This is a genomic window from Dyadobacter frigoris, assembly GCF_005280585.1.
Classification (GTDB): Bacteria; Bacteroidota; Bacteroidia; order Cytophagales; family Spirosomataceae; genus Dyadobacter; species Dyadobacter frigoris.
This window is the reverse complement of sequence record NZ_SZVO01000021.1, coordinates 35,606-55,267: the sequence shown is the minus strand read 5'-3', so window position 1 is coordinate 55,267 and position 19,662 is coordinate 35,606. Positions and strand designations below refer to the sequence as shown.

18 protein-coding genes are annotated in these 19,662 nt (G+C 42.4%); 7 read left to right on the top strand and 11 right to left on the bottom strand.

Going from position 1 to position 19,662, the window contains the following annotated elements; genetic code table 11:
- Window positions 1–284: 284 nt before the first annotated feature.
- The 5 genes from FDK13_RS30885 (at window position 285) to FDK13_RS30865 (ending at window position 5,972) form a co-directional block, all read left to right on the top strand.
- Window positions 285–611: a PAS domain-containing protein gene (locus FDK13_RS30885; RefSeq protein ID WP_310589953.1), complete on the top strand. Its 327-nt coding sequence runs from the start codon at window positions 285–287 to the stop codon at window positions 609–611.
- Between the two features lie 339 nt (window positions 612–950).
- Window positions 951–1,550, top strand: coding sequence for a TlpA family protein disulfide reductase (locus FDK13_RS30880; RefSeq protein ID WP_137343880.1), 600 nt, complete (start codon window positions 951–953; stop codon window positions 1,548–1,550).
- 14 nt (window positions 1,551–1,564) lie between these two features.
- A complete protein-coding gene (locus tag FDK13_RS30875; protein WP_137343879.1) occupies window positions 1,565–3,823 on the top strand; it encodes a response regulator in 2,259 nt (752 codons plus the stop codon).
- 504 nt (window positions 3,824–4,327) lie between these two features.
- Window positions 4,328–5,107, top strand: coding sequence for a T9SS type A sorting domain-containing protein (locus tag FDK13_RS30870; RefSeq protein ID WP_170982959.1), 780 nt, complete (start codon window positions 4,328–4,330; stop codon window positions 5,105–5,107).
- 4 nt (window positions 5,108–5,111) lie between these two features.
- Window positions 5,112–5,972: a DUF8740 domain-containing protein gene (locus tag FDK13_RS30865; RefSeq protein ID WP_137343877.1), complete on the top strand. Its 861-nt coding sequence runs from the start codon at window positions 5,112–5,114 to the stop codon at window positions 5,970–5,972.
- A 692-nt stretch (window positions 5,973–6,664) separates the two neighbouring features.
- Here the strand turns inward: FDK13_RS30865 and FDK13_RS30855 are convergent.
- A complete protein-coding gene (locus FDK13_RS30855) occupies window positions 6,665–7,285 on the bottom strand; it encodes a hypothetical protein (RefSeq protein WP_137343876.1) in 621 nt (206 codons plus the stop codon).
- Between the two features lie 89 nt (window positions 7,286–7,374).
- Between FDK13_RS30855 and FDK13_RS30850 the strand changes: the two genes are divergently transcribed.
- Together FDK13_RS30850 and FDK13_RS30845 are read left to right on the top strand one after the other, a co-directional pair.
- Window positions 7,375–8,460: an imelysin family protein gene (locus FDK13_RS30850; protein ID WP_137343875.1), complete on the top strand. Its 1,086-nt coding sequence runs from the start codon at window positions 7,375–7,377 to the stop codon at window positions 8,458–8,460.
- A 234-nt stretch (window positions 8,461–8,694) separates the two neighbouring features.
- Entirely contained in the window at window positions 8,695–9,051 is a 357-nt protein-coding gene (locus FDK13_RS30845; RefSeq protein WP_137343874.1) for a hypothetical protein, read from the top strand.
- Between the two features lie 714 nt (window positions 9,052–9,765).
- Here FDK13_RS30845 and FDK13_RS30840 read toward each other — a convergent pair.
- The 10 genes from FDK13_RS30840 to FDK13_RS30795 form a co-directional block, all read right to left on the bottom strand.
- Window positions 9,766–11,277, bottom strand: coding sequence for a tetratricopeptide repeat protein (locus FDK13_RS30840; protein WP_137343873.1), 1,512 nt, complete (start codon window positions 11,275–11,277; stop codon window positions 9,766–9,768).
- 8 nt (window positions 11,278–11,285) lie between these two features.
- Window positions 11,286–11,606 (bottom strand): hypothetical protein, encoded by a 321-nt coding sequence (locus FDK13_RS30835; protein WP_229216292.1) that lies wholly within the window; start codon window positions 11,604–11,606, stop codon window positions 11,286–11,288.
- Window positions 11,607–12,083 (bottom strand): hydrogenase maturation protease, encoded by a 477-nt coding sequence (locus FDK13_RS30830; protein ID WP_137343872.1) that lies wholly within the window; start codon window positions 12,081–12,083, stop codon window positions 11,607–11,609. It abuts the gene before it with no gap.
- Window positions 12,083–13,678, bottom strand: coding sequence for a nickel-dependent hydrogenase large subunit (locus tag FDK13_RS30825; RefSeq protein WP_137343871.1), 1,596 nt, complete (start codon window positions 13,676–13,678; stop codon window positions 12,083–12,085). The genes FDK13_RS30830 and FDK13_RS30825 overlap by 1 nt, the downstream gene beginning before the upstream one ends.
- Before the next feature lie 55 nt (window positions 13,679–13,733).
- Window positions 13,734–14,717: an NADH-quinone oxidoreductase subunit B family protein gene (locus tag FDK13_RS30820; RefSeq protein ID WP_137343870.1), complete on the bottom strand. Its 984-nt coding sequence runs from the start codon at window positions 14,715–14,717 to the stop codon at window positions 13,734–13,736.
- A gap of 321 nt (window positions 14,718–15,038) precedes the next feature.
- Window positions 15,039–17,084, bottom strand: a complete 2,046-nt coding sequence (locus FDK13_RS30815) for a tetratricopeptide repeat protein (protein WP_137343869.1) — start codon at window positions 17,082–17,084, stop codon at window positions 15,039–15,041.
- A 189-nt stretch (window positions 17,085–17,273) separates the two neighbouring features.
- Complete coding sequence (locus FDK13_RS30810; protein WP_137343868.1) at window positions 17,274–17,891, bottom strand: TetR/AcrR family transcriptional regulator; 618 nt, start codon at window positions 17,889–17,891, stop codon at window positions 17,274–17,276.
- Between the two features lie 4 nt (window positions 17,892–17,895).
- A complete protein-coding gene (locus tag FDK13_RS30805; protein WP_137343867.1) occupies window positions 17,896–18,255 on the bottom strand; it encodes a hypothetical protein in 360 nt (119 codons plus the stop codon).
- A 190-nt stretch (window positions 18,256–18,445) separates the two neighbouring features.
- Window positions 18,446–19,108 carry a TetR/AcrR family transcriptional regulator gene (locus tag FDK13_RS30800; RefSeq protein ID WP_137343866.1) on the bottom strand — a complete coding sequence of 221 codons (663 nt, stop codon included), beginning with the start codon at window positions 19,106–19,108 and terminating at the stop codon, window positions 18,446–18,448.
- Window positions 19,108–19,656 (bottom strand): bifunctional nuclease family protein, encoded by a 549-nt coding sequence (locus FDK13_RS30795; protein ID WP_137343865.1) that lies wholly within the window; start codon window positions 19,654–19,656, stop codon window positions 19,108–19,110. The genes FDK13_RS30800 and FDK13_RS30795 overlap by 1 nt, the downstream gene beginning before the upstream one ends.
- Window positions 19,657–19,662 lie beyond the last annotated feature (6 nt).

Here is a 19,662-nt window from a genome sequence, read left to right as displayed (position 1 = left end):
AGCTTCAATGAAGTCAAAATGACCAAAAATTGACAGCATTTGTCTTAAAATTGACAGTCTGATACCCTGGGCTACACTAATTTTGCGATGCAGAAAAGGATTTCTGAAATCCACGTCTCACTTGTAGATGGTTATTCGTTTATTGACCAGTTATCGTGGAAGCCATTTCAGGAAGGCAGCAAATTGATCCGCTACATTGAATCATTCCAGACTGGCAGGCATCGGTGGCTGGGTCATCGATCTGATCAAGGACTCAGTTTTCTGGTCCGTGGTTACCAAGGAAAATTCACGAAGTTGAACAGAATTATGAGCCCGATCAGGAAAAATCAATTAGTTTTTATACAGAAGAAACAGATAGAATATATATTATGGGCCAAATCACACTGGCAATAAAGCAGGGTCATTTTTTTGACATTGAGTTACGGATCTTAACTGCAAATCAAAATTTAAAATGGGTGCGCGTGATTGGTGAACCTGAATTTGAAAATGGCAAATGTGTAAGAATAAGCGGGAGTTTTCAGGATATTGATGTGCGGAAAATAGCAGAATTTGCTGCGATTGAAGGTCTTGCTGAGAAAAATATAATCGTGGGGAGTATTGGCTCATTATAAATTCCTTATATATAACCGGATCAATTTGAAGCAAGTAGAAATCTGTGGTCGGTGTCTGCACTGTTTAAAACAAAATCGTTTCTGGCCGTAAGGTGCTATCTCTAGAGGAAATTAATTTCATAATTTCCAGATTTATTGAGATATTGTGCAAGGTAAGATATTAAGGCTGGTAACTGTTGTCAATAATTAAATTTAAGGTTATCACAGATGACTGGTATTGCATTAAATTTACCCGTATTAATTAATCGGAAGAGCGTACAATAACTTTCATCTACGATATTAATAGCTATCTTTGCCAGTGATTATGTCAAAAATAGATACAAACGGCTACTTAGAGAAATGTTTAAAAAGAGTTGGGTGCTTGTTTGGCTTTTATTTTTACTTTCCGGAGTATTTGCGTTATTCTGGTATAATGATTGGAAGTACCAATTGCCAACCCCGATCCCAAAAAACTTTAAGCAAGTTGATATCGGGCAAGTAATTGATTTTAAGGAACTTGGATCGAGAAATTCTGGCAAGCCAACTTTTCTGCACTTTTTCAATCCCGAATGTCCTTGTTCGCGGTTCAATATCAAACAATTTCAGGCTTTAGTCCGGCAATACGGTCAACAGGTAAATTTTATGGTGGTTGTTATGAGTACAAAGACTTACACCGCCAGAGCAATTCAGGAGAAATTTGATTTGAATATTCCTGTTGTTTTTGACTCGAAAGTTGCTGGATTGTGCGGAGTTTATTCTACTCCGCAAGCCGTGCTTCTGGGTGTCGGGCGCCAATTATATTACAGAGGGAACTATAATCGCAGCCGTTACTGTACAGATGAAAAGACCAGCTATGCCAAAATTGCCCTTAATGGCCTGTTGCAACACAACTCTGGTCTCTCATTTGATCAATTTGCACTAACATCATATGGCTGTAGTTTACCTTATTGTAAAAACTAACTTCATAAAGAATTATGAATTCCAAGCCTGCCGCGTCCGGTGATAATGCCCTGGCTATTGTATCGGGGGTGAAGGAAAGATCGGACAGGGTGATGAATTATTTCCTGCTTGGATATTTCGTCACTGGCCTTGTTTTTGCATCATTTTACGACACCTGGTTAATTGCTTTCGGCGTAGGAGGGCTATCATTACTGGCCTATTATTCAACCAAATTGTTGCTGCCTTCCTCTGATCTTTATCAGTATGTTTTAAGTGTCGTGCTGGGGATTTTTATGGCCCAGTATATTTTTCAGATGCACGGGCTCTTCGAAATGCATTTTTATGCTTTCATTGGTAGTGCAATACTTATCACTTACCAAAAATGGAAACTACAAATTCCCATGCTGATTTTGGTACTTGTGCACCATGCAATCTTTGGTTATTTGCAAAATTCGGGTTATTCGCAAGTTTATTTCACCAGGTTGGAATATTTTGATCTGCTTACTTTTTCCATTCATATTTTACTGGCCGCAGTGATTTTTTTCATCTGCGGATTATGGGCATACATGCTTCAGAAATATAGTGACCTGCAGATAAGTCAGGCCATGGCAATGGCAGAGCTACAAAAAGAGGCCCTGCTTTCCGAAGAAAGAAAACGCAACGAAGAAATCCAAAAGCAGGCCAATATACGGCTAAGGGAATCGAATATTGAACTCGAAAAAGCTCGCAGTGAAGCTGAAAAAGCAAACCAGGCTAAAAGTATATTCCTGGCAACTATGAGCCACGAGATCCGTACCCCAATGAACGGAGTTATAGGAATGACTGCTTTGCTTCAGGAAACGTCCTTGTCGGAGGAACAGCATATGTTTACCGAAACGATTGCTACCTGTGGTGATGCGCTGATCAGTGTGATCAATGACATTCTTGATTTTTCAAAAATCGAATCCGGCAATCTGGAGATCGAGCGCGAGGATTTTAACCTGCGCCAATGTATAGAAGATGTTCTGGATATGTTCGGTACCAGGGCTACAAAATTAGGTCTCGATCTGGTTTATCATATTGAAGATAATGTGCCTCTGCAAATCGTAGGAGATTCTTTACGTCTCAGACAGGTGTTGATCAATTTGGTTGGAAATGCGCTTAAGTTTACCCAACAAGGTGAGGTTTATATTCTTGTAACCCTGGGAAAAGAGGATACTGCGGGAGAACTTCAATTAAGATTTGGCGTAAAGGATACCGGAATCGGTATAGCTGCGGATAAATTGGACGGACTTTTTAATCCTTTCTCTCAGGTGGATTCTTCTACTACACGAAAATATGGTGGTACGGGTCTTGGCCTGGCTATATCTGAAAAGCTTGTCCGGTTAATGGGCGGAGAAATTACCGTATCCAGTGAACCTGAACAAGGTTCTACTTTTTCTTTTACAGTCAAGACGCGCACAGGAACGAAAATTCTGGCACCGTATACCAACTATAACATGGGGGAGCAGAAGGGCAAACAAATTCTGGTCGTGGATGATAACCCCACAAATCTTGCCATATTGGAAAGGCAGTTGGAATCCTGGAATCTATTCCCCATACTAGCAAGTTCCGGACAAAAAGCGTTGACCCTATTGACTGCAAATCCAGTCATCGATCTGGTGATTACCGATATGCAAATGCCGGATATGGACGGATTGATGCTGGCCTCCCATATTAAAAGACGCTCTCCGGCTCTCCCGATTATTTTACTTAGTTCCATTGGTCAGGAATTGCAGCAAAGCCAGCGCGAGCTTTTCGCTTCCGTGCTTACTAAGCCAACAAGGCAACATGTTTTGAGCAAACATATCCTCAATGCGCTTCAGAAACAGACTGCTGATATCCGCGAACCTGTTGCAAAGAGAAAAATGTTTACTGATTTTTCTGAAAAATATCCATTTGTTTTACTGGTAGCCGAAGACAATCTGATAAACCAGCATGTGATCCTGAATTTTCTGTATAAACTTGGTTATAAGCCCGATCTGGCCAAAGATGGCCGTGAAGCTCTTGAAGCAGCACACCAGAAGGATTATGGACTTATCCTGATGGATATGCAAATGCCCTTCATGGATGGTCTGGAGTCAACTCGCCTTATTCGGCAGACAATTGTAAAACAACCTGTGATTATTGCGCTCACAGCCAATACAATGGGAGGTGTTGAACAAGAATGCCTCGAAGCGGGCATGGACGATTATTTGGGTAAGCCAATTAAGGTGGAAGAGTTAATGAGTAAACTGGAGAAATGGTATCAGAAAGTACCCCCGCCTATTAATTGAAATGGTCCGGCTTGGCCCTAAGTGCAGTTGTGTTTCACGTTGTAGTTGCTAAGTAATGAGTATCAGACTACTTACTATCTTAAAGATTTTTTATGATAATCTTGTAATTGCCACAAACTGCATCAGCTCTTAGTAATCTTTTTTTAAGACTGTCTTACAAAATGCACCGCTTTTAAATCATTTCTGTATAAAGCCTAAAAATATCTTGTCTAAAAAAACTGATTTCTTGAAAGGGTAATTCTTCATGGCAAGTCTCTCAAAAACCACCGTTAAAATGAACGTTTTTTATACAGCACTTTTTGCACTTTCTGCCCTTGATGATCTCCGAAATTGTGAAACTTTTTAAGTAGAACAAAGGCAAGTACTGGATCCAAAACCAAAGGCGGAAAGAAGGTTGTAGTTAGAATAATCTTCCGATATGGTATTGTGCGATAGGTGACGAATTTATTAGATCATTTAAATTATATTTGTTATTATTACAACATCAACCCTAAACCTAAAAAAGTGAAAATCAGGAGCAACGTATTATACCATGGTCTCTCTGCATATTACTCTGTTCTGCTGTTGGTCTTTTGCTTCCAATCTTCTTTCGCCCAGCAGGGTGGTGTCTCGTCCGGTGGCAATGTAGCGGGAAGCGGGGGCTCGGTGAGCTATTCTGTCGGGCAGGTTTTTTATATTAGTACCTCGGCTGCGAGCGGCACTGTCAATCAGGGAGTGCAGCAGCCTTTTGCTAATGCTCCGTTGCCAGTTACCCTGGTTTCTTTTGAGGCATTACCCGTAACGGCCGAAAATAGCCAACATGTATTGGTTCATTGGGAAACAGCTTTTGAAATCAATAATGACTTTTTTACCGTTGAAAGAAGCGTCAATGGTACGACATTCGCTGAAGTAGCCCGTGTAGATGTTACGATAAGCAACAGCAGTACGCTGAAAAAATACAGTTGGACAGATGCTCTCCCATATTCCGGTGTCAGTTATTATCGGCTCAAACAGACCGATCTGGACCAGACTTTCGCCTATTCCACAATAAGAGCTGTAAGGATCAATAACATTGCAAATGCAATCGCATATCCTAATCCTGTTCAGGGGTATCTGCATTTGCTCACCATTAAAAATGAAATCCGCACGTATCAGATATTTGATTTGAGTGGAAGAATAGTAGAGAACAGCAAACTTGCAGAAGGAGAAAGCATAATAAATATGAGCCGGCTTTCGCCAGCCGCTTACATGATCCGGATTGTTGGTGAAAGTGAAATAAAACAATTCAAGATTATTAAAAACTAAATCTATGGCAGCAACGCTACGTAAAACGGGTGCAATCTTATCTTTGATCATGTTCATCGGCATGGCTCTTTATGCTCAGGCTCCGGAAAAAATGAGTTATCAGGCAGTGATCCGGGATGGGGCAGGTGATTTGGTGGTTAGCCAGACAGTAGGTATGAAGATAAGCATCCTGCGGGGTTCGGTCGGGGGAACAGCCGTCTATGTGGAAACCCATACGCCTGGTACCAACGCCAATGGATTGGTGACATTGTCCGTTGGCACAGGCACTGTTGTTACCGGAGCATTTGTATCCATTGACTGGACAAACGGACCGTATTTTATTAAGATCGAAACAGACCCGGCAGGAGGCACAAGTTACACGATTTCCGGAACGAGTGAGCTGCTGAGTGTTCCGTATGCGCTGCATGCAAAGACCGCCGCAACAGCAACTACCGCCACCGCGGCAGGAGCTCTCGCATTTGCCGACTTTTATGCTTTGTCACCTCCGGATAATGCGGCTACGGTTGCCCCGGGAAACGCAGTATCGTTTCCTCAAAATTCAGTTGTCAGTGAAGGGATTCAACGTGTTGATAATAATACTTTTCTTTTGAATGATCCTGGTATTTATCAGGTCTCCTTTCAGGTGAGTGTGATGGAAGCGGGTCAGCTCGTGTTGAATATTAATGGGGTAGATCTGGCGTATACGGTTGTGGGAAGGGCAACGGGGACTTCACAAATTGTAGGGATGGCCCTTGTCGAAACTATTGGATTTTCTACTTTACAATTAAGAAACCCGGCCGTGAGCTTTTCTTCATTGACAATCACTCCGCTTGCCGGAGGAGTAAATCCTGTTTCTGCCCATCTGGTTATAACAAAGCTTCGGTAGGTTTCATTTTTTGTCAGGACATTTGGTATTCCATGGGATTGAGGGGCATCTTTATCAGATTAACGCTACTAGTGATATTCAAAATGCATGTGGATATTTTGTAAATATTCAGGGGATTTGTTCTGGCTTTATATTTCGTAGCCCAATTGCTAAATAACGAGTGAAGTCAGGGGGGCGCAGACAAGTACCCTGCCTTTTAACACACATTAAAGTGCTTATTATTGACCGGGGCAATGCAGAGTAAGCTGAGATACAGGACGTCATTATATTGCAATAAGTCCTCCTGAAAACAAAAGGGCTAATTAAAATGGTGTAAGTAATGTATTACCCAGATCATTTTAACAATTTTTTGATGGAATACCTGCTGCGATTGCATTAGCTGGCAAGTTCCTGCTAACTAATGAACCAGCTGCAATAATTGCGTTTTCGCCAATCTTGACATCAGGTAAGATCGTCGCCGCTCCTCCGGATCGAGGGGATGATCTTACCTGATGTCAGGTTCACCCGAGGAGCAATCATTACATCGTCCTCAATTGTTATTTCGCCCATATCCGGGAAGGAGCAGGCGTGGTTTATAAATAGTTTTACCCAAGGCTATAAACCTGCCAAAGTTGGTATAGAAAGGAGGGGTAAGGTTTACTTCAAATCACTTCGTTTTGATAGTTCTCAGAGTTGATGATAGAGCAGAAACATTACCTGCTTTTTTTTACAAAATACAGGTGATCTCCATCCAGGTAACTTCCTTTACTATTGATTACAGCCGGGGCAACCATATCAACCTGAACAAAGCCTTCGGTGCATAGTGAGTCTTTGCTATCTATGTAAACTTTGAATTTGTATGTTTCTTTGCTGTTAACCGGGCTTTTTGACAGAGCTGGTGTCCAGGTAATTCCGTAATACAGAGAGTTGCTCCCGATCCCATCCCCCTGAAAAATTCCTGATGCTTTGAAAGCTCCTGATGAAATTGTTGGTGTTGACATCAGCAAACATTGCTGGAAACGACCGTAAATTCTAAAAGTTGGATCAATGAAGGAGTCATCCCGTTTGGTAACTGTAAGGATTACGTCTCTGGTATGTTCACTCGACATATTCAGGTAAAACAGACGGTCTGCGGCAAGATCAAAATATCCGTCCGTTTGATTATCTGTCGATAGCCGCCAAGAAAATCCCGGCCCGGGACGGTCGTTAGTTTCTCCTTCTAATTTCCATCCTTCAAATGGATTGGTATTGTCGGGCTTAGGATTATTCTTTTTACAATCCCATAAAATCCCTGATAGACAAAAAAACATAAGGATGCGGACAATTTTATTCATCACAATGCGGTTTTTATATAGCCATTGATTTACTTACAGTTACAACGAAAATGAGGCTATAAAAGTAAGTAGCAGTTTCAGAAATCTATATGAAATATTTTCTATGTTTTTCTTTATTGGTTTTGCTGGCCTGTTCCAAGGAAAAACAGCCCGAACCTACCTATATTTCAAATCGCGAGCTTGTTATACAAGGGGTAGGCAACGCAGTAATTATCCGGAGCTTTCTCGATCTTCAAAACTCCGTAAATGCACTAAATGAATTTGCAAATTCATATGTCTACGATTCAACAAATACCCAGAAACTGCTTACATTAAGAAGAGAATGGACTAATACGGTAATTTCGTGGAAATTGTCATCCATATTTTTGCAGGGAAAATTCAGCGACGACTTCAAATCGTTGAAATGCTATTCCGACGCAAATATAACAGCGATAGAGGATGTTATATTGTCAGATATTCCACAATTTGATCTTGCCTATGTACAAACACTTAATGAGGCGTCTACCGGTCTGGCGGCAATAGAGTATCTGATATTTGGCACCAATCATGGTAATGCGGATTCCGTGATATCAACATTCAAAGCTACGGGTTCGCGTCGTGGTGCCTTTCTCCGGGCACTTTGTCAGGATTTAAAGCAGCGAAGTGATCAACTATTGTATCAATGGAGCATTGCTGGTGATGGTTATATTAATAATTTCATGGCTTCCAGTGGCCCTGAGCGGAGTTCTTCTCTCGGTGTGTTGGCCGACAATATGATCTCTACTATTTCAATAATCAAAGATGACCGGATCGGGGCACCTTTGGGAGTGAGTCATGGAACGGGCCAGCCGGAGCTGGTAGAGTCAAAATATGGCGGAGAGTCAATCACCTTTATCCGTGCCGAACTACAAAGCGTTCAACAAATCTTTTCAGGAATGAGGACAACTACCTTCGGTATAAAGGCATTGTATTGGTTACTGGATCAAGCTGATGCCAGACCCGGGGATGTAAAACTAAGTACGGCAATTGAAGCACAGTTCACTGACATTTTTTTGAAACTTGAACTCATAAAAAGCCCACTTGAACAAGCAATAGTGACTAACCCTAAGCAAGTGGCTGATGTATATGAATCGATTTCAAAATTGCAATTGTTGATTCAACAGGATATGGTCGCTAGTCTTAATTTTCACGAATAATCCTCACATCAAACGTCCATATAAACAGTGGTTTTGCGGGAATGTCAGAAATAACTATTATATCATGAAATGAGGGTTTTGTGAGATCCGATTTGGTCTGGTGAAGATCGTTCTCATTAACAACAAAGACACTGATGTAAGCCACCGCTATAGGAAGAGTAAATTTTTTGTCTAAATATTCCAACTATTTTCTTATTAGTTGGTCTTTATTATAATCATCCGGCAACGTTCTATATGCGCTTTATTATCAAGGCTCCATTCTACTTCATTCTACTGTTCTTTTTTGTATCATCATGCTCAAAAGGAGATGATGAAGACTGTGGGTGTGATGGTTCAACATACCGAACCATTGAAAACCTACAAGCCAGATACTCTGGCGACGGTACTTTTGTTGTTCCGGATACAAATGTAGGTTTCCTAAAAGTATCGGCTTGTGATGTGGATACTGCCTGGGAAATTAGTAAAGATGAAAAAACCTGGAATTACACCATCTCCGGCAATATTACAAAGACGTGTCTGGGTCCTAATCCTGAGTTAAGGTTACCGCCTTCGGGAGGACCGATTCAGATTACAGATATTAAAAAGATGTAAGTATTTCAATACCAACAAGCTAGTGCCGAGTGTTTACTTGTCGCAGATCCGGGAGAGGTGTTCCGGGTTGTGAAAGAATAAGAGATCTCAACTTACCGGTTAGTGAAATTTCAGGCCGTCTCGGATGTAAGTGTGAGGCAACTTTTTGTTTGTCGCGAAAAACGGTGGTTTTTGATCGGCTTACTATAAAGAATTACTGTTTCAAGAAATAGGCATTGTTTGAGATTGGGCTCGCAAGGCAAACCTACTCGTAAGGAGCAGAATCTTTACGGCAATATTCTATTTCTGCTAAAATAGTGATTGCATCCTATGCATGTATCATATACTAAATTGGTCTTACCCAAACGCAAAAATCCAAGTCGAACATAAGCGAGTCCGTAAATGGGAGAACTATCGTCTTGGCTAGCAGCAATCATGTAGACAAGTATACTCACTTGCGCAACTGCTCGAAAGGGATGATTGGTGCCGAAACTGGCCCAGCGCAAGTAAGAGTGGCCACCTGTTTCTTTGTTCGTCGCGGTTGGATTTTTATAAATATCAGCAATGCGCCTGAAAAGGCTTCTATACTATCCTGAGCCTGCTGCTGGGTTAGTTCACCTTGGGCAGCTTTGATGCGCCAGGTAATTATTCCGTCATATAGCTGGAGGGAAGATCGCTTAGAGAAAATTCGACAAGCTAAGGATGCAATCTAAATAATCATGCGATCCTTCCCTTCTAAAGTACCAGCCGGAGTTCCTCCAGCCGCAACAGTTGCCTGTTTGCCTGGTCTCGCAGAAAATCGTCATCAACAAGGTTTTTTACTTCACTGGCAAGCCGGGTCATTTCTTTAAAAAGGCTTTGTTCTGCAAATTCGTTGGGCTGGGCAACCTGCCATGCGGCTTCAAGGAAATTCAAGATCGTCAGTGTTCTTTCACCCGGGTAAAGCGCCGCTGTCCTGATTTCCAGTGCATCACGGTAAAATGACAGTGCTTTGGCATAATTGTCCGACAACTTCGCGTCCGGATACTTGGTTAAAGCATTGGCAAAATTGTTACATACCCTCGCGTATTCGTAAGGATTACTTTCCCGGGTAAAATAACTTAAAGCTTCATTAAACGAGCTGATCGAAACGGCCGCCCAAATGCTTTTTTTTCTGACCTCGTCCGGAATTTCCGAATAAATCACACCTAAATGATGCTGTATTTCGGCGAAAGTGTCGGGGGCCTGTTCTTTTGTGAATACTTTTAGCGCGCGTTGATAGGCTTCCATGGCTGGTTTCAGAAACTGGGGATTTCCATTTTGCGACCACGTGTATAACAGCGTTCCTTTTCTGTAATGGGCGCTCGCAAGCAGTTCAGGCAAATCCAGATCATCCAGTAAATTAATCGCCCTGCTAATGTATCCGAGTGATTCGGCAAAACTGTCGGTAATGTTGGCGATATGCGATGCATCAATAAGAAGTAGGGCGGATTGTGCGGCATTCTGTTTTTTTTCCTGGTACTGGAGTACCTGCCAAAGTGTGTTTTTTATCTTTTCCAGTAAAACTTTGTCGTACGGCACAGCCAGTTGTTTCATCCAGACCGCGTACTGAACGCTCATCAGTTCATGCCGTGCATCTTCTGAAATGGCAAAGGAAATACAGCTCTCAAGAAGTTTTTCGGCACAATTTAATTCCTCCTGATCAAGCAAGTAAGTTGCCCGGTGTTTTCCGGTAAAAGCCTTCCACTCATCGTTGGTGGCCTGTTCAAATGCACTTGCATAATACTGGTCCAATTGCTGGTGCCAGCCCGAATTAGTCAGGTTTCCATAATGGATGGTAATTGCCTGGTTATGCAGGAAACGGTATTGGTCGTAAGGGCTTTCGAAATATCCGGGCTTTTGAACAGGCGTTATTTCAATACCATTCTGGATACAATTAACGGTGTCAATTTCTTTTAGCAAGGGCTGATTATTTTCACAACAAGCATAAGCCAGTTCATAATTATTCAGCCTGGCATACAATATGGCCAATAGGTTTTGTTGGCTGTATGATAATGGGAGCGGGAATAAGTAGGGAGGGAATTCATTGTTCCAGTCAATTGGTAAACGGATTCCATCATTAACAATTAAGTACTGATTGGTGGAATCCGTTTGGATTCCAGTTAAATCAGTTACGGTTACCACTTCATTCAGTCGAAATTGAGTATCAATAATCTTTTGAATTTCGGCAATGTTTTCTGCTGCTGTGTAAATTGAAAATATATTCATGCTTTCGCTTAAAGATCTATGGTCACAATTCCGGTGGTCTTAATTTCAAAACGTAAAGGTCTGTCCGCATCATCCAGATCATTGTCAATCAATATTTCCCTTACATACAATGTTTTGTCCCCTTGTAGGTTTTTATCTTTTAAAACCATCCATTTCGTTTTATGCAGCTTTTCGAAAAATGTTTTTGATTTGGCAGCGACCAGCAGCTGGCTGCGTTCAGGATAGTAAACCATATTGACATAGTCGTCCGTATCAAGCCATTTGGTTACAATGTCAGCCGGAATAATAATATGTCCGTTTTTTAACAGCATGGAACTTTCTGACACCATTTAACTTATTGAAAAAACATCGTCATAAATCAGGCCAATTACCTTATCCCCAGCGGTTTTTACCTGCTCTGAAAGATTAATTTCCAAACGTGTGTCATCCACCGAGATCAGGTAAACCGTAATGTCTTCCGGGTAAGTTTCCTGCATGATCTTCCGGGTATAGCTAAGTGCCTGGTCCCATTTGATGCTATGCAGAAAAACCATCGGATCGTCCTGAATTGCGGTCTGGATCTCACTGGCCGGAACCCTGTATAGTGTTCCGGCTGGTTCGCCTGTGTTTATGACTGCGTCTACAATGATGATTTTTTCATGTCCCAGCAATTTAAATAAAACCTCAAACGCACCTGTGCCCATATCAAAAAGACTGATTTTTTCGCTTTCAAGCCCGGTTTCTTTCAGTTTTTCTATGACATAACAGCCGATGGCATCGTCGCTTCTGACGGGATTCCCGAATCCCATGATGGCTGTTTTCTTCATCAAAGTTTAAATCTGGCAAGTTCTTTACCCGATTTCTGATCGTGTGCGTGAACCGTACATACCATACAGGAATCAAAAGAACGCGCCACCATGCCTACTTCGACAGGGTCGTTAACGTCTTCAATTTCAGTGCCTTCCAGCGCGGTCTCAATGGGTCCCGGGTTTCCGCTGTCGTCATTTGGGCCGATGTTCCAGGTCGTAGGAGCCATCACCTGATAATTTTTGATCACACCATTCTCAATTTCAATCCAGTGCGCCAACGCGCCACGGGCCGCTTCGGTGGCACCAAAACCTTTTCCGTCACGTTCTTCGGGTTTGATATAAAAATCGCCGTTCAGGTCAATCTCGGATAACCACTTGTTAATATTTTCGTATAACCTGGCCGCTTCATGAACCCTAGCCAATGTTCTGGTAAAAACATTGGGACCCATTTTCTCATAAACATCGCCGAAAAGCGGGTCATAGATCTGATGTGGCAGTAAATTATCCGGATTGGCATTCATTAGAACCCTGGCAAAAGGTCCCGCTTCTGCGGCCATATTGTTGTATCTCGGCGCTTTGGACCAGGTATATTTTCCACTGAAATCAGTACCCGCCAGGTTTTGCGATTCCATCGGCGTCGGCAAAGGTTCATCCCAGGGATGTGCGGCCGGAACGGTTTCAAACCAGGTATGTTTAACGTGCTCTTTAATTTTCAAATGGTCAAATTCTGAATATTTTTTTCCGTCAAAAAAGCCTGAACGACTAATCAGGGCCTGGTTGCGACCTTCAACGGTCGGGTGCTGGTAGTGATCTTTGCTCAGATAGGTGCCAAATGCAATGAATTTGCCCACACCCTGACCAAATTTATGCAGCCCGAATTCCAGGCTGGCCCGGATAAAAAGTCCAAGATCGGAGTTGTGCTGGGATTCATTTTCATCCACCCATTCCATCAGATCCTCCCAGGTTTGAATCCGAAGATACCTTTCCAGCGAACAGCCCAGCCAAAGCGTTTCCAGCCAGTCTTTACGAAACTGGTTCATAATAGCATGTGCACGTGTGATGTCTTTCAGGGTAGGGGCGCACATCACACCGCCCGGGACCATATAGGAAGAATGCGGCCATTGTCCGCCAAAAATGGCATACACCTCCACAGGTCGACCCGAAGCCACGACGCCTTTTTGAAAAGAAGTGCCGACGTATGCAGCAAAACGGCGGACCACTTCGGGATAAAGGGGCTTGTTCGCAAATTTTTTATTGGCAAGGTCCGTCGCAAAAATCGCATAAAACCATCTTGGAATAGACTGTATCGTTTCTGTAGCCTGTCCGATAGCCCGAAGCAGCAGTGCATTGGGCGGCAAAGTAGTCTTCCAAACCGTATCCAATGCCGAGGAAGCGCAGTAAAGATGTGAGCCTCCGCAAATTCCGCAAATACGTGGCGTGACGATCAGGCCGGCCTGGGGATCTTTGCCCTCCATAATTTTTTCAAAACCCCTAAACATCGAAGCCTGGGCATGGGCACGCGTCACTACGCCGCCTTCCATATATACTTTCACATCCAGATCACCTTCTACACGGCCAACTGGTGAAATATTAAGTTCTTTTTGAATTCCCATTATATGATTTTACTGACTTGTTATCACTGATAGATTTAGACTGGTAAACAAGCGATTATATTGAGCTCTGATGGCTCACAGGTTCGTTTCCAAATGCATTTTCAACCACGCTGATGGTCTTTTCAAATCCGGCACGCATGTAATAACCGAGTTTGGAATTCCCGTCAGGCACTTCTTTGGGAAGAAAACCCAGGTAATGCATGGTTTTGAAAATACTGCCTTTTACGAGCTGGTGATGTGGAAATCCCGGTTCTGTACAGCCCAGACAAGGATGATTGGCGCGTGTTTTAGACGACTGGCGGTTCCAAAGTATACGGTTGCAGCTCGAACGTGTCATCGGTCCGCGGCAGCCGACTTCATAAAACAGACAGCCATTCCCGCGCTTGCCAAAACCGCCGTCAATTTTATTGGCAAAATTGACAACATTCGTACAGCCTGTTTGGGTAAAATCAGTGAAAAAAGTTTTTGGACGGTGGTATTCATCAATGAGTACGTCGCCGATGCGTCCGGTTGAGATCGCCACCAAAATTTGGGTGATCCAGTCGGGATGGGCCGGGCAGCCCGGGATATTGATAACGGGCAGGCCACCCTTGGAAACATAGTTTGCTCCCAGAAAACCGCCTTTATCTTTTCTTAAAAACTGCATTCCTGTGGATTCTGACGGATTTGGTTCGACTGCCGGAATCCCTCCCCACGTTGCGCAATCACCAATGGCAACCACATAGGCAGCCACTTCTGAAAGTTCTTTCACCCAGTCCTTCATTGGTCTGTCGCAAAAGAAGTTCATCGTTCCTGTGCCGTGTGCGCCCTTGATGATGCTTCCTTCGTAAACCAGAATATCGCATTGTATCCGCCCCTGTATAATGTCGTTGAGCAGCTGAGTCACCTGATCACCTATTTCAAGTCCGAGAGACGGGTGCCAGAGGATGTTGATCCCAAAATCTGTTACGAGATCGACAACGGTAGGCTCTTCCGCATTCAGAAAAGACATGGTGTTGCCACTGCACGCACCTCCCTGAAGCCATAATACATTTGCCATTGGTTAAAAAGTTACATGGTGAATTATAGAACTTATTTCATATTTTCTATGACAAACGAAATTTAGAAATTATTTTCTAAAAATAGAAATTCTTTTCTAAATTATTAATATTCTAAATAACGTAGTTCTTTTGTACAATTGATAACCGTTTGATTTCGAGGTTTTTTTTAAAACGTTCGGGTTGGTTAAAGTTAAATACAAGATAATGGGGAGAAAATGATCAAAATCATCTTTTGGCCAGGTAGCCTTTTTATTTTAATTCGGCCAGGTTATTATTAGCCGAGGCATTGGCATTTCACGCCGGTGTGGCTATGAACGTTTTTATAAACCGGGTCCGGACTTTTGAATTGCCTTAAAATAAACGATAAATTCAGATCCCTTATCTTTTTGGCTTCTCACTTCGATCCGACCTTTATTTTCTTCTACAAATTGTTTTATAAGCAATAAGCCAAGGCCGGTTCCTGGTTCCAGGTCGGTTCCTTTTTCGGTTATGGCCACGCCGGAGGACTTGAATAATTCTGCTAATTTTTCTTTTGACATGCCCATTCCGTTGTCTTTGATATGGACGGCTACGAAATCGTTTTCCAGGGTATAAAACAAGGTGACGGTCCCGTGTTGAGGCGTAAACTTGATGGCGTTGCTAAGGATGTTTTGGAGGATGATTCTGACATGATTTTCATCCGCTTCAATGAACACATTCTCCTTGAAGAGGCATACGATGTGTTGTTTTTTTTGTTCAAAAGAGTATTTGTATAGCGAGAGTACCTTTTCCGTGGTTTCTGTTAAATTGACCTTTTTATATTTAATCTCTTCGCCGCTCTGCTGGCTGCTGGCCCAGGCTAGCAGATTATCGATCAGCTCTGAGACCAGCGCTATTTGTCTATGGAAATCTTCCAATAATACTTCCTGATCACGTTCGTCCAGATCGCCACTTTTTATCAGTTCCAGTGCCTGACGAACGGACGCAAAAGGGCTTCGCAGATCATGGCCAATTACGGATAATACACGGTCTTTGGTTATATTGATTGATACGAGCTCCTCTCGCTGTGCCTGAATCTCTTCTTTTTGTTGTTCAATTTCATTATTTCTATGTTTTAGTTCCTGGTTCAAAGCGTTTTTTCGAATTATATTACGTCTCAGAAAGAATAACGCTGCCAAGAGCAGTAGCGAGAACAGTGTGGTCAGAGAGATGACGATACGATTATTTCTGATCACCTGCCGGTTGTGTTCATTTTCTCGCAATAACTCTAAGTTCTCTGCTTTTTTGTCCTGCAAATGCAGATAATTAATTTCCTGTTCTTTTTTCTCGTTCAGAATACTGTCGCCATAAGCGCGCGCTATGGTCTGGTATTCATAAGCCTTCTGGTAATTTTTTAATGCGGCATAACATTTTGATAAAATGTGTGCTGCCCTCTCGGTATCCCAGTCGGTATTCAGCTTTTTCACTAGTGTAAAACTCGTGCCCGCATAGTCCAGGGCTTGCTGATAGCGCTTCATTTCGTAGAGTACCTGAGCTATACCGGAATACGCAAAACCCTTCTCCCAATTGTCCTGATAAGCGGCAAAACTGAGCGCAGACCGGAAGTAGTATAAAGCCTGTTTATAATTTTTGGAATGGTAATAGGTTTCGCCGATCCTGTTCAGAGACATTTGGTTCAAATGTCCGTCTTTGCATTGTTTTGCAACCAGCAGGGCTTTTTTTAGATTAGAAAAAGCTTTTTCGAACTGGTGAAGTTCATCGTATGCTAAGCCTATGTTGAAATAATTTGCCGCAATTTTTGCACTGTCTTTTAGTTGTTCATTCAGGAGCAATGCTTTCGAAAATTCCGGTATTGCCTCGGTCAACCGGTTTTGGCCAAGATAGATCAACCCTCTGGTATTGATCGCAATGGCGATCTCTGGTTTAAAATCATGTTCTTTGCCAATGGCCAGCGCTGAATCCGCATACGATAACGACTCAAAATAGGACCCGGTAACATAGTAGGTTTTTGCAATGTGATTGTAAGCTATTGCTTTTTCTTTGGAGAGGTGAAGCTTTTTAGCGGATTGCAAGGCTATCTTTCCGAATAAAATGGAGCTGTCAGGGTTGTTGTACAAGTATTTTTCAGCCAGTCTGTTGCATACTGAAACCTGTAGAGAATCCGATGGTTTGCCTTTAAATCGATTGAAATTATTGATTAGGTCAGATAAGCCCTGGCCATAACCAGCAATGGAAAGAAGTGTAATGGATAGGATTACTGCAATGAATAGGAAAGGGCTGAAAGTTTTTTTCGCTTTTACGGACATCGTTGCGTATTGAGGAAATAAAATCTGGAGGGCAGGATATTGAAAATTGCCTTTTAAAAAACTATTCTCTAAATATCGCACCTTACGAAGTTAAAAAATCAGTCATGAAGATAATAGTTTGTTTGCTAAATTGAAATTGCGTGCATAAGAGGTCATAAATGCCTAGCAAACAGGGAATTGAAATGAGGGAAAATAAAAGTCAAAAATGGTTCCGGCAAGCGCTGCTTATCGCCGTTGTAATGATTGCCAGCAGGAAGATAAATTCTTTTATCAAAACAACACCGGCACGATCAACGCCCTGAATTCTTCAAGCCCGTCAGGTCCGAAATAAGGCCTCAGCAAATTCCAGATATTTTTTTTGTAGCTGATCTCGTCATAATGCTGACCAATCATATTGCTTTTTGGGATGAAAAAGACCAGCGACATCCATATCTGCTCGGCCAGCAGTTCGTATTGGCCAGGTTCTTTTTCAGGCAACAGTTCATTTTTTCTGACCATAAACTGCAACCGGCTCCTCAGTTGCAAAAGCATTTTGGCCGTGCAATCCTGCCATTGCAGATAATGCGGTGCCGTACTGTTGTTGGCTTTAAAAAACTCGCTCAGATAAAAACGGTTCCTGCTGAAAAAGGTGTAATAGATACTGATCTGGATGTCAAAATCGGCCAGGTCAGGACGTTTCAGATAATGACGGAAAATTTCGTTAAATTCATCAAAAACGCGCTCGTAAACAGCTTCAATTAAAACATCTTTGCTTTTGTAGTGATACGCAAGGTTACCAACACTCATTTCTGACTCATCCGCAATTTGCTGAAGCCGCACGCTATCGATCCCGTTTTCATTAAACAGGCGGACGGATGCGTTCAGGATTTTTATTTTGGTATTGTACATGGTTTCAGTTTTTACATATCTGTAAAGACCGGATGCTTACAGAAAGTGTGCCGCGCTGGTCTTTAGCCGCCACACGACGCATAAACTCACCTTGCTGGGCTGCACGTTTCGGACATGAATGCAACGTGATATGCCGCCTGATAAACTTCAACGGATTGTGGATGGATGCGAATATGAGATCGACGGCCCAAGCTCCACGGCTGCGGTGAACATCGTCTATCACGGCCGTATCAGCCAGCCAGAGATCATCGAAGTAGAGCCGGAAATCGGACTGGTCGCCTCGTTTTTCAACAAAGTATTGTTGATTCAACCCTTCTAACAAGGCATCGTAAGCTTTTATATCGATGTTGAATCTGGGTTTCATTGTTTTTTTAGTATTTGCAAAGAAGGGTGAAACTTTTTAGAAAGTATTTAGCTGGCAGGTATAAACAAAAGTAAGATCGTCCGATTTCATTTTAAAAGCTTTCCCAAACACAACGGTTTATCATTAATTGTTGAAATTAGCAAAATGAAATGGAATTGGAAAATTTTTTCTAATATTCAAAATTTAGTTGTTATCCCAGACCGTCGTAAGGATAGGCTAGCATTTGCATAAACTCGTTTTTTCCTGCCTGGGAGAAGTTTGGAGCCGTCATGCCCCATAGTGACGAACGAAATTCCTGAGACTCCAATTCCGAAATTTTTTCTCCCTGAAGTATTTTGTAGCCCATCCAGGAATCGGTTAATAATATAAACCGGTTGGAAAAGTTCTCGATACTGTCGGGAAGTTCGAAAGAATGGAGGGCGCCCCTTGCGATATTGAACTGGATATAAATTTTAAGCTGGATCGTTTGCCACTGAATATGTTCCCGGTGTTTTTTTCGGATAGCAGCATGGGCACGCATGATTTCGAGTGTGTCAGTAAAAAAGAAGCTGTAACGCTTTTGCATCAGGAATGTATTGTCGATGTAGCTATTCAGGTTTATAAAAAGCGGGATCATTCTCAGATCGGTCAAAAGGTTTTTTTGCCTGGCTATAATCTCTTCATAAAGCAGCTCGACGATCTCATCCTTGGTTTTGAAGTGATAGGCAAGATTTCCCACACTTAATCCGGCTTCGTCGGCAATATGCTGCAGACGCACATTGACAAAGCCGAAGTGGTTAAATAAAAACAAAGCCGCTTCACTAATTTTGGCCTTAGTCGTGAGCGCTTCCTTTAGGGGCCTGTTTTTTGACATCAACGATTTTTTCGTTTTTCAATAACTTCTCTGATCCTGACCGCACTTTCGTAATCCTCTTTTGCCAGAATCGAAACCAGCAGTTGTTCGAGTTCTTCCAGAGAGAATTCAGCGTATGAACCTTTTTTGTCCCTGAATTTATCTTCCGAAATAAAAGATGCCTGTTCAATGACTTCTTCTGATGCAAAAATAGGGCAGCCCAGTCGGACGGCCAAAGCAATGGCGTCGGAAGGCCGGGCGTCGATTTCGAAGATTTCCGTTTTATTCTTTATAAATATGGAGGCGTAAAATACATCTTTTTCAAAACGGTTGATAACCACTTGTTTTAAATCAGCCTGTAAAAGATTTAACGTTGTTGCAAAAAGATCGTGTGTTTGGGGCCGGGAAACTTCCATTTTTTCCATCGCTGTTGCAATAGACTGGGCCTCTGTCCGGCCGATAATCAATGGAATTCGTTGTTTGCTGACGGAATTTTCCAGGACAAGGACAAAGTTTCCTGCGCTGGAAATACTCTCCGAAAGTGCCACTACGCTGAGTTCATGATTCATGATAGA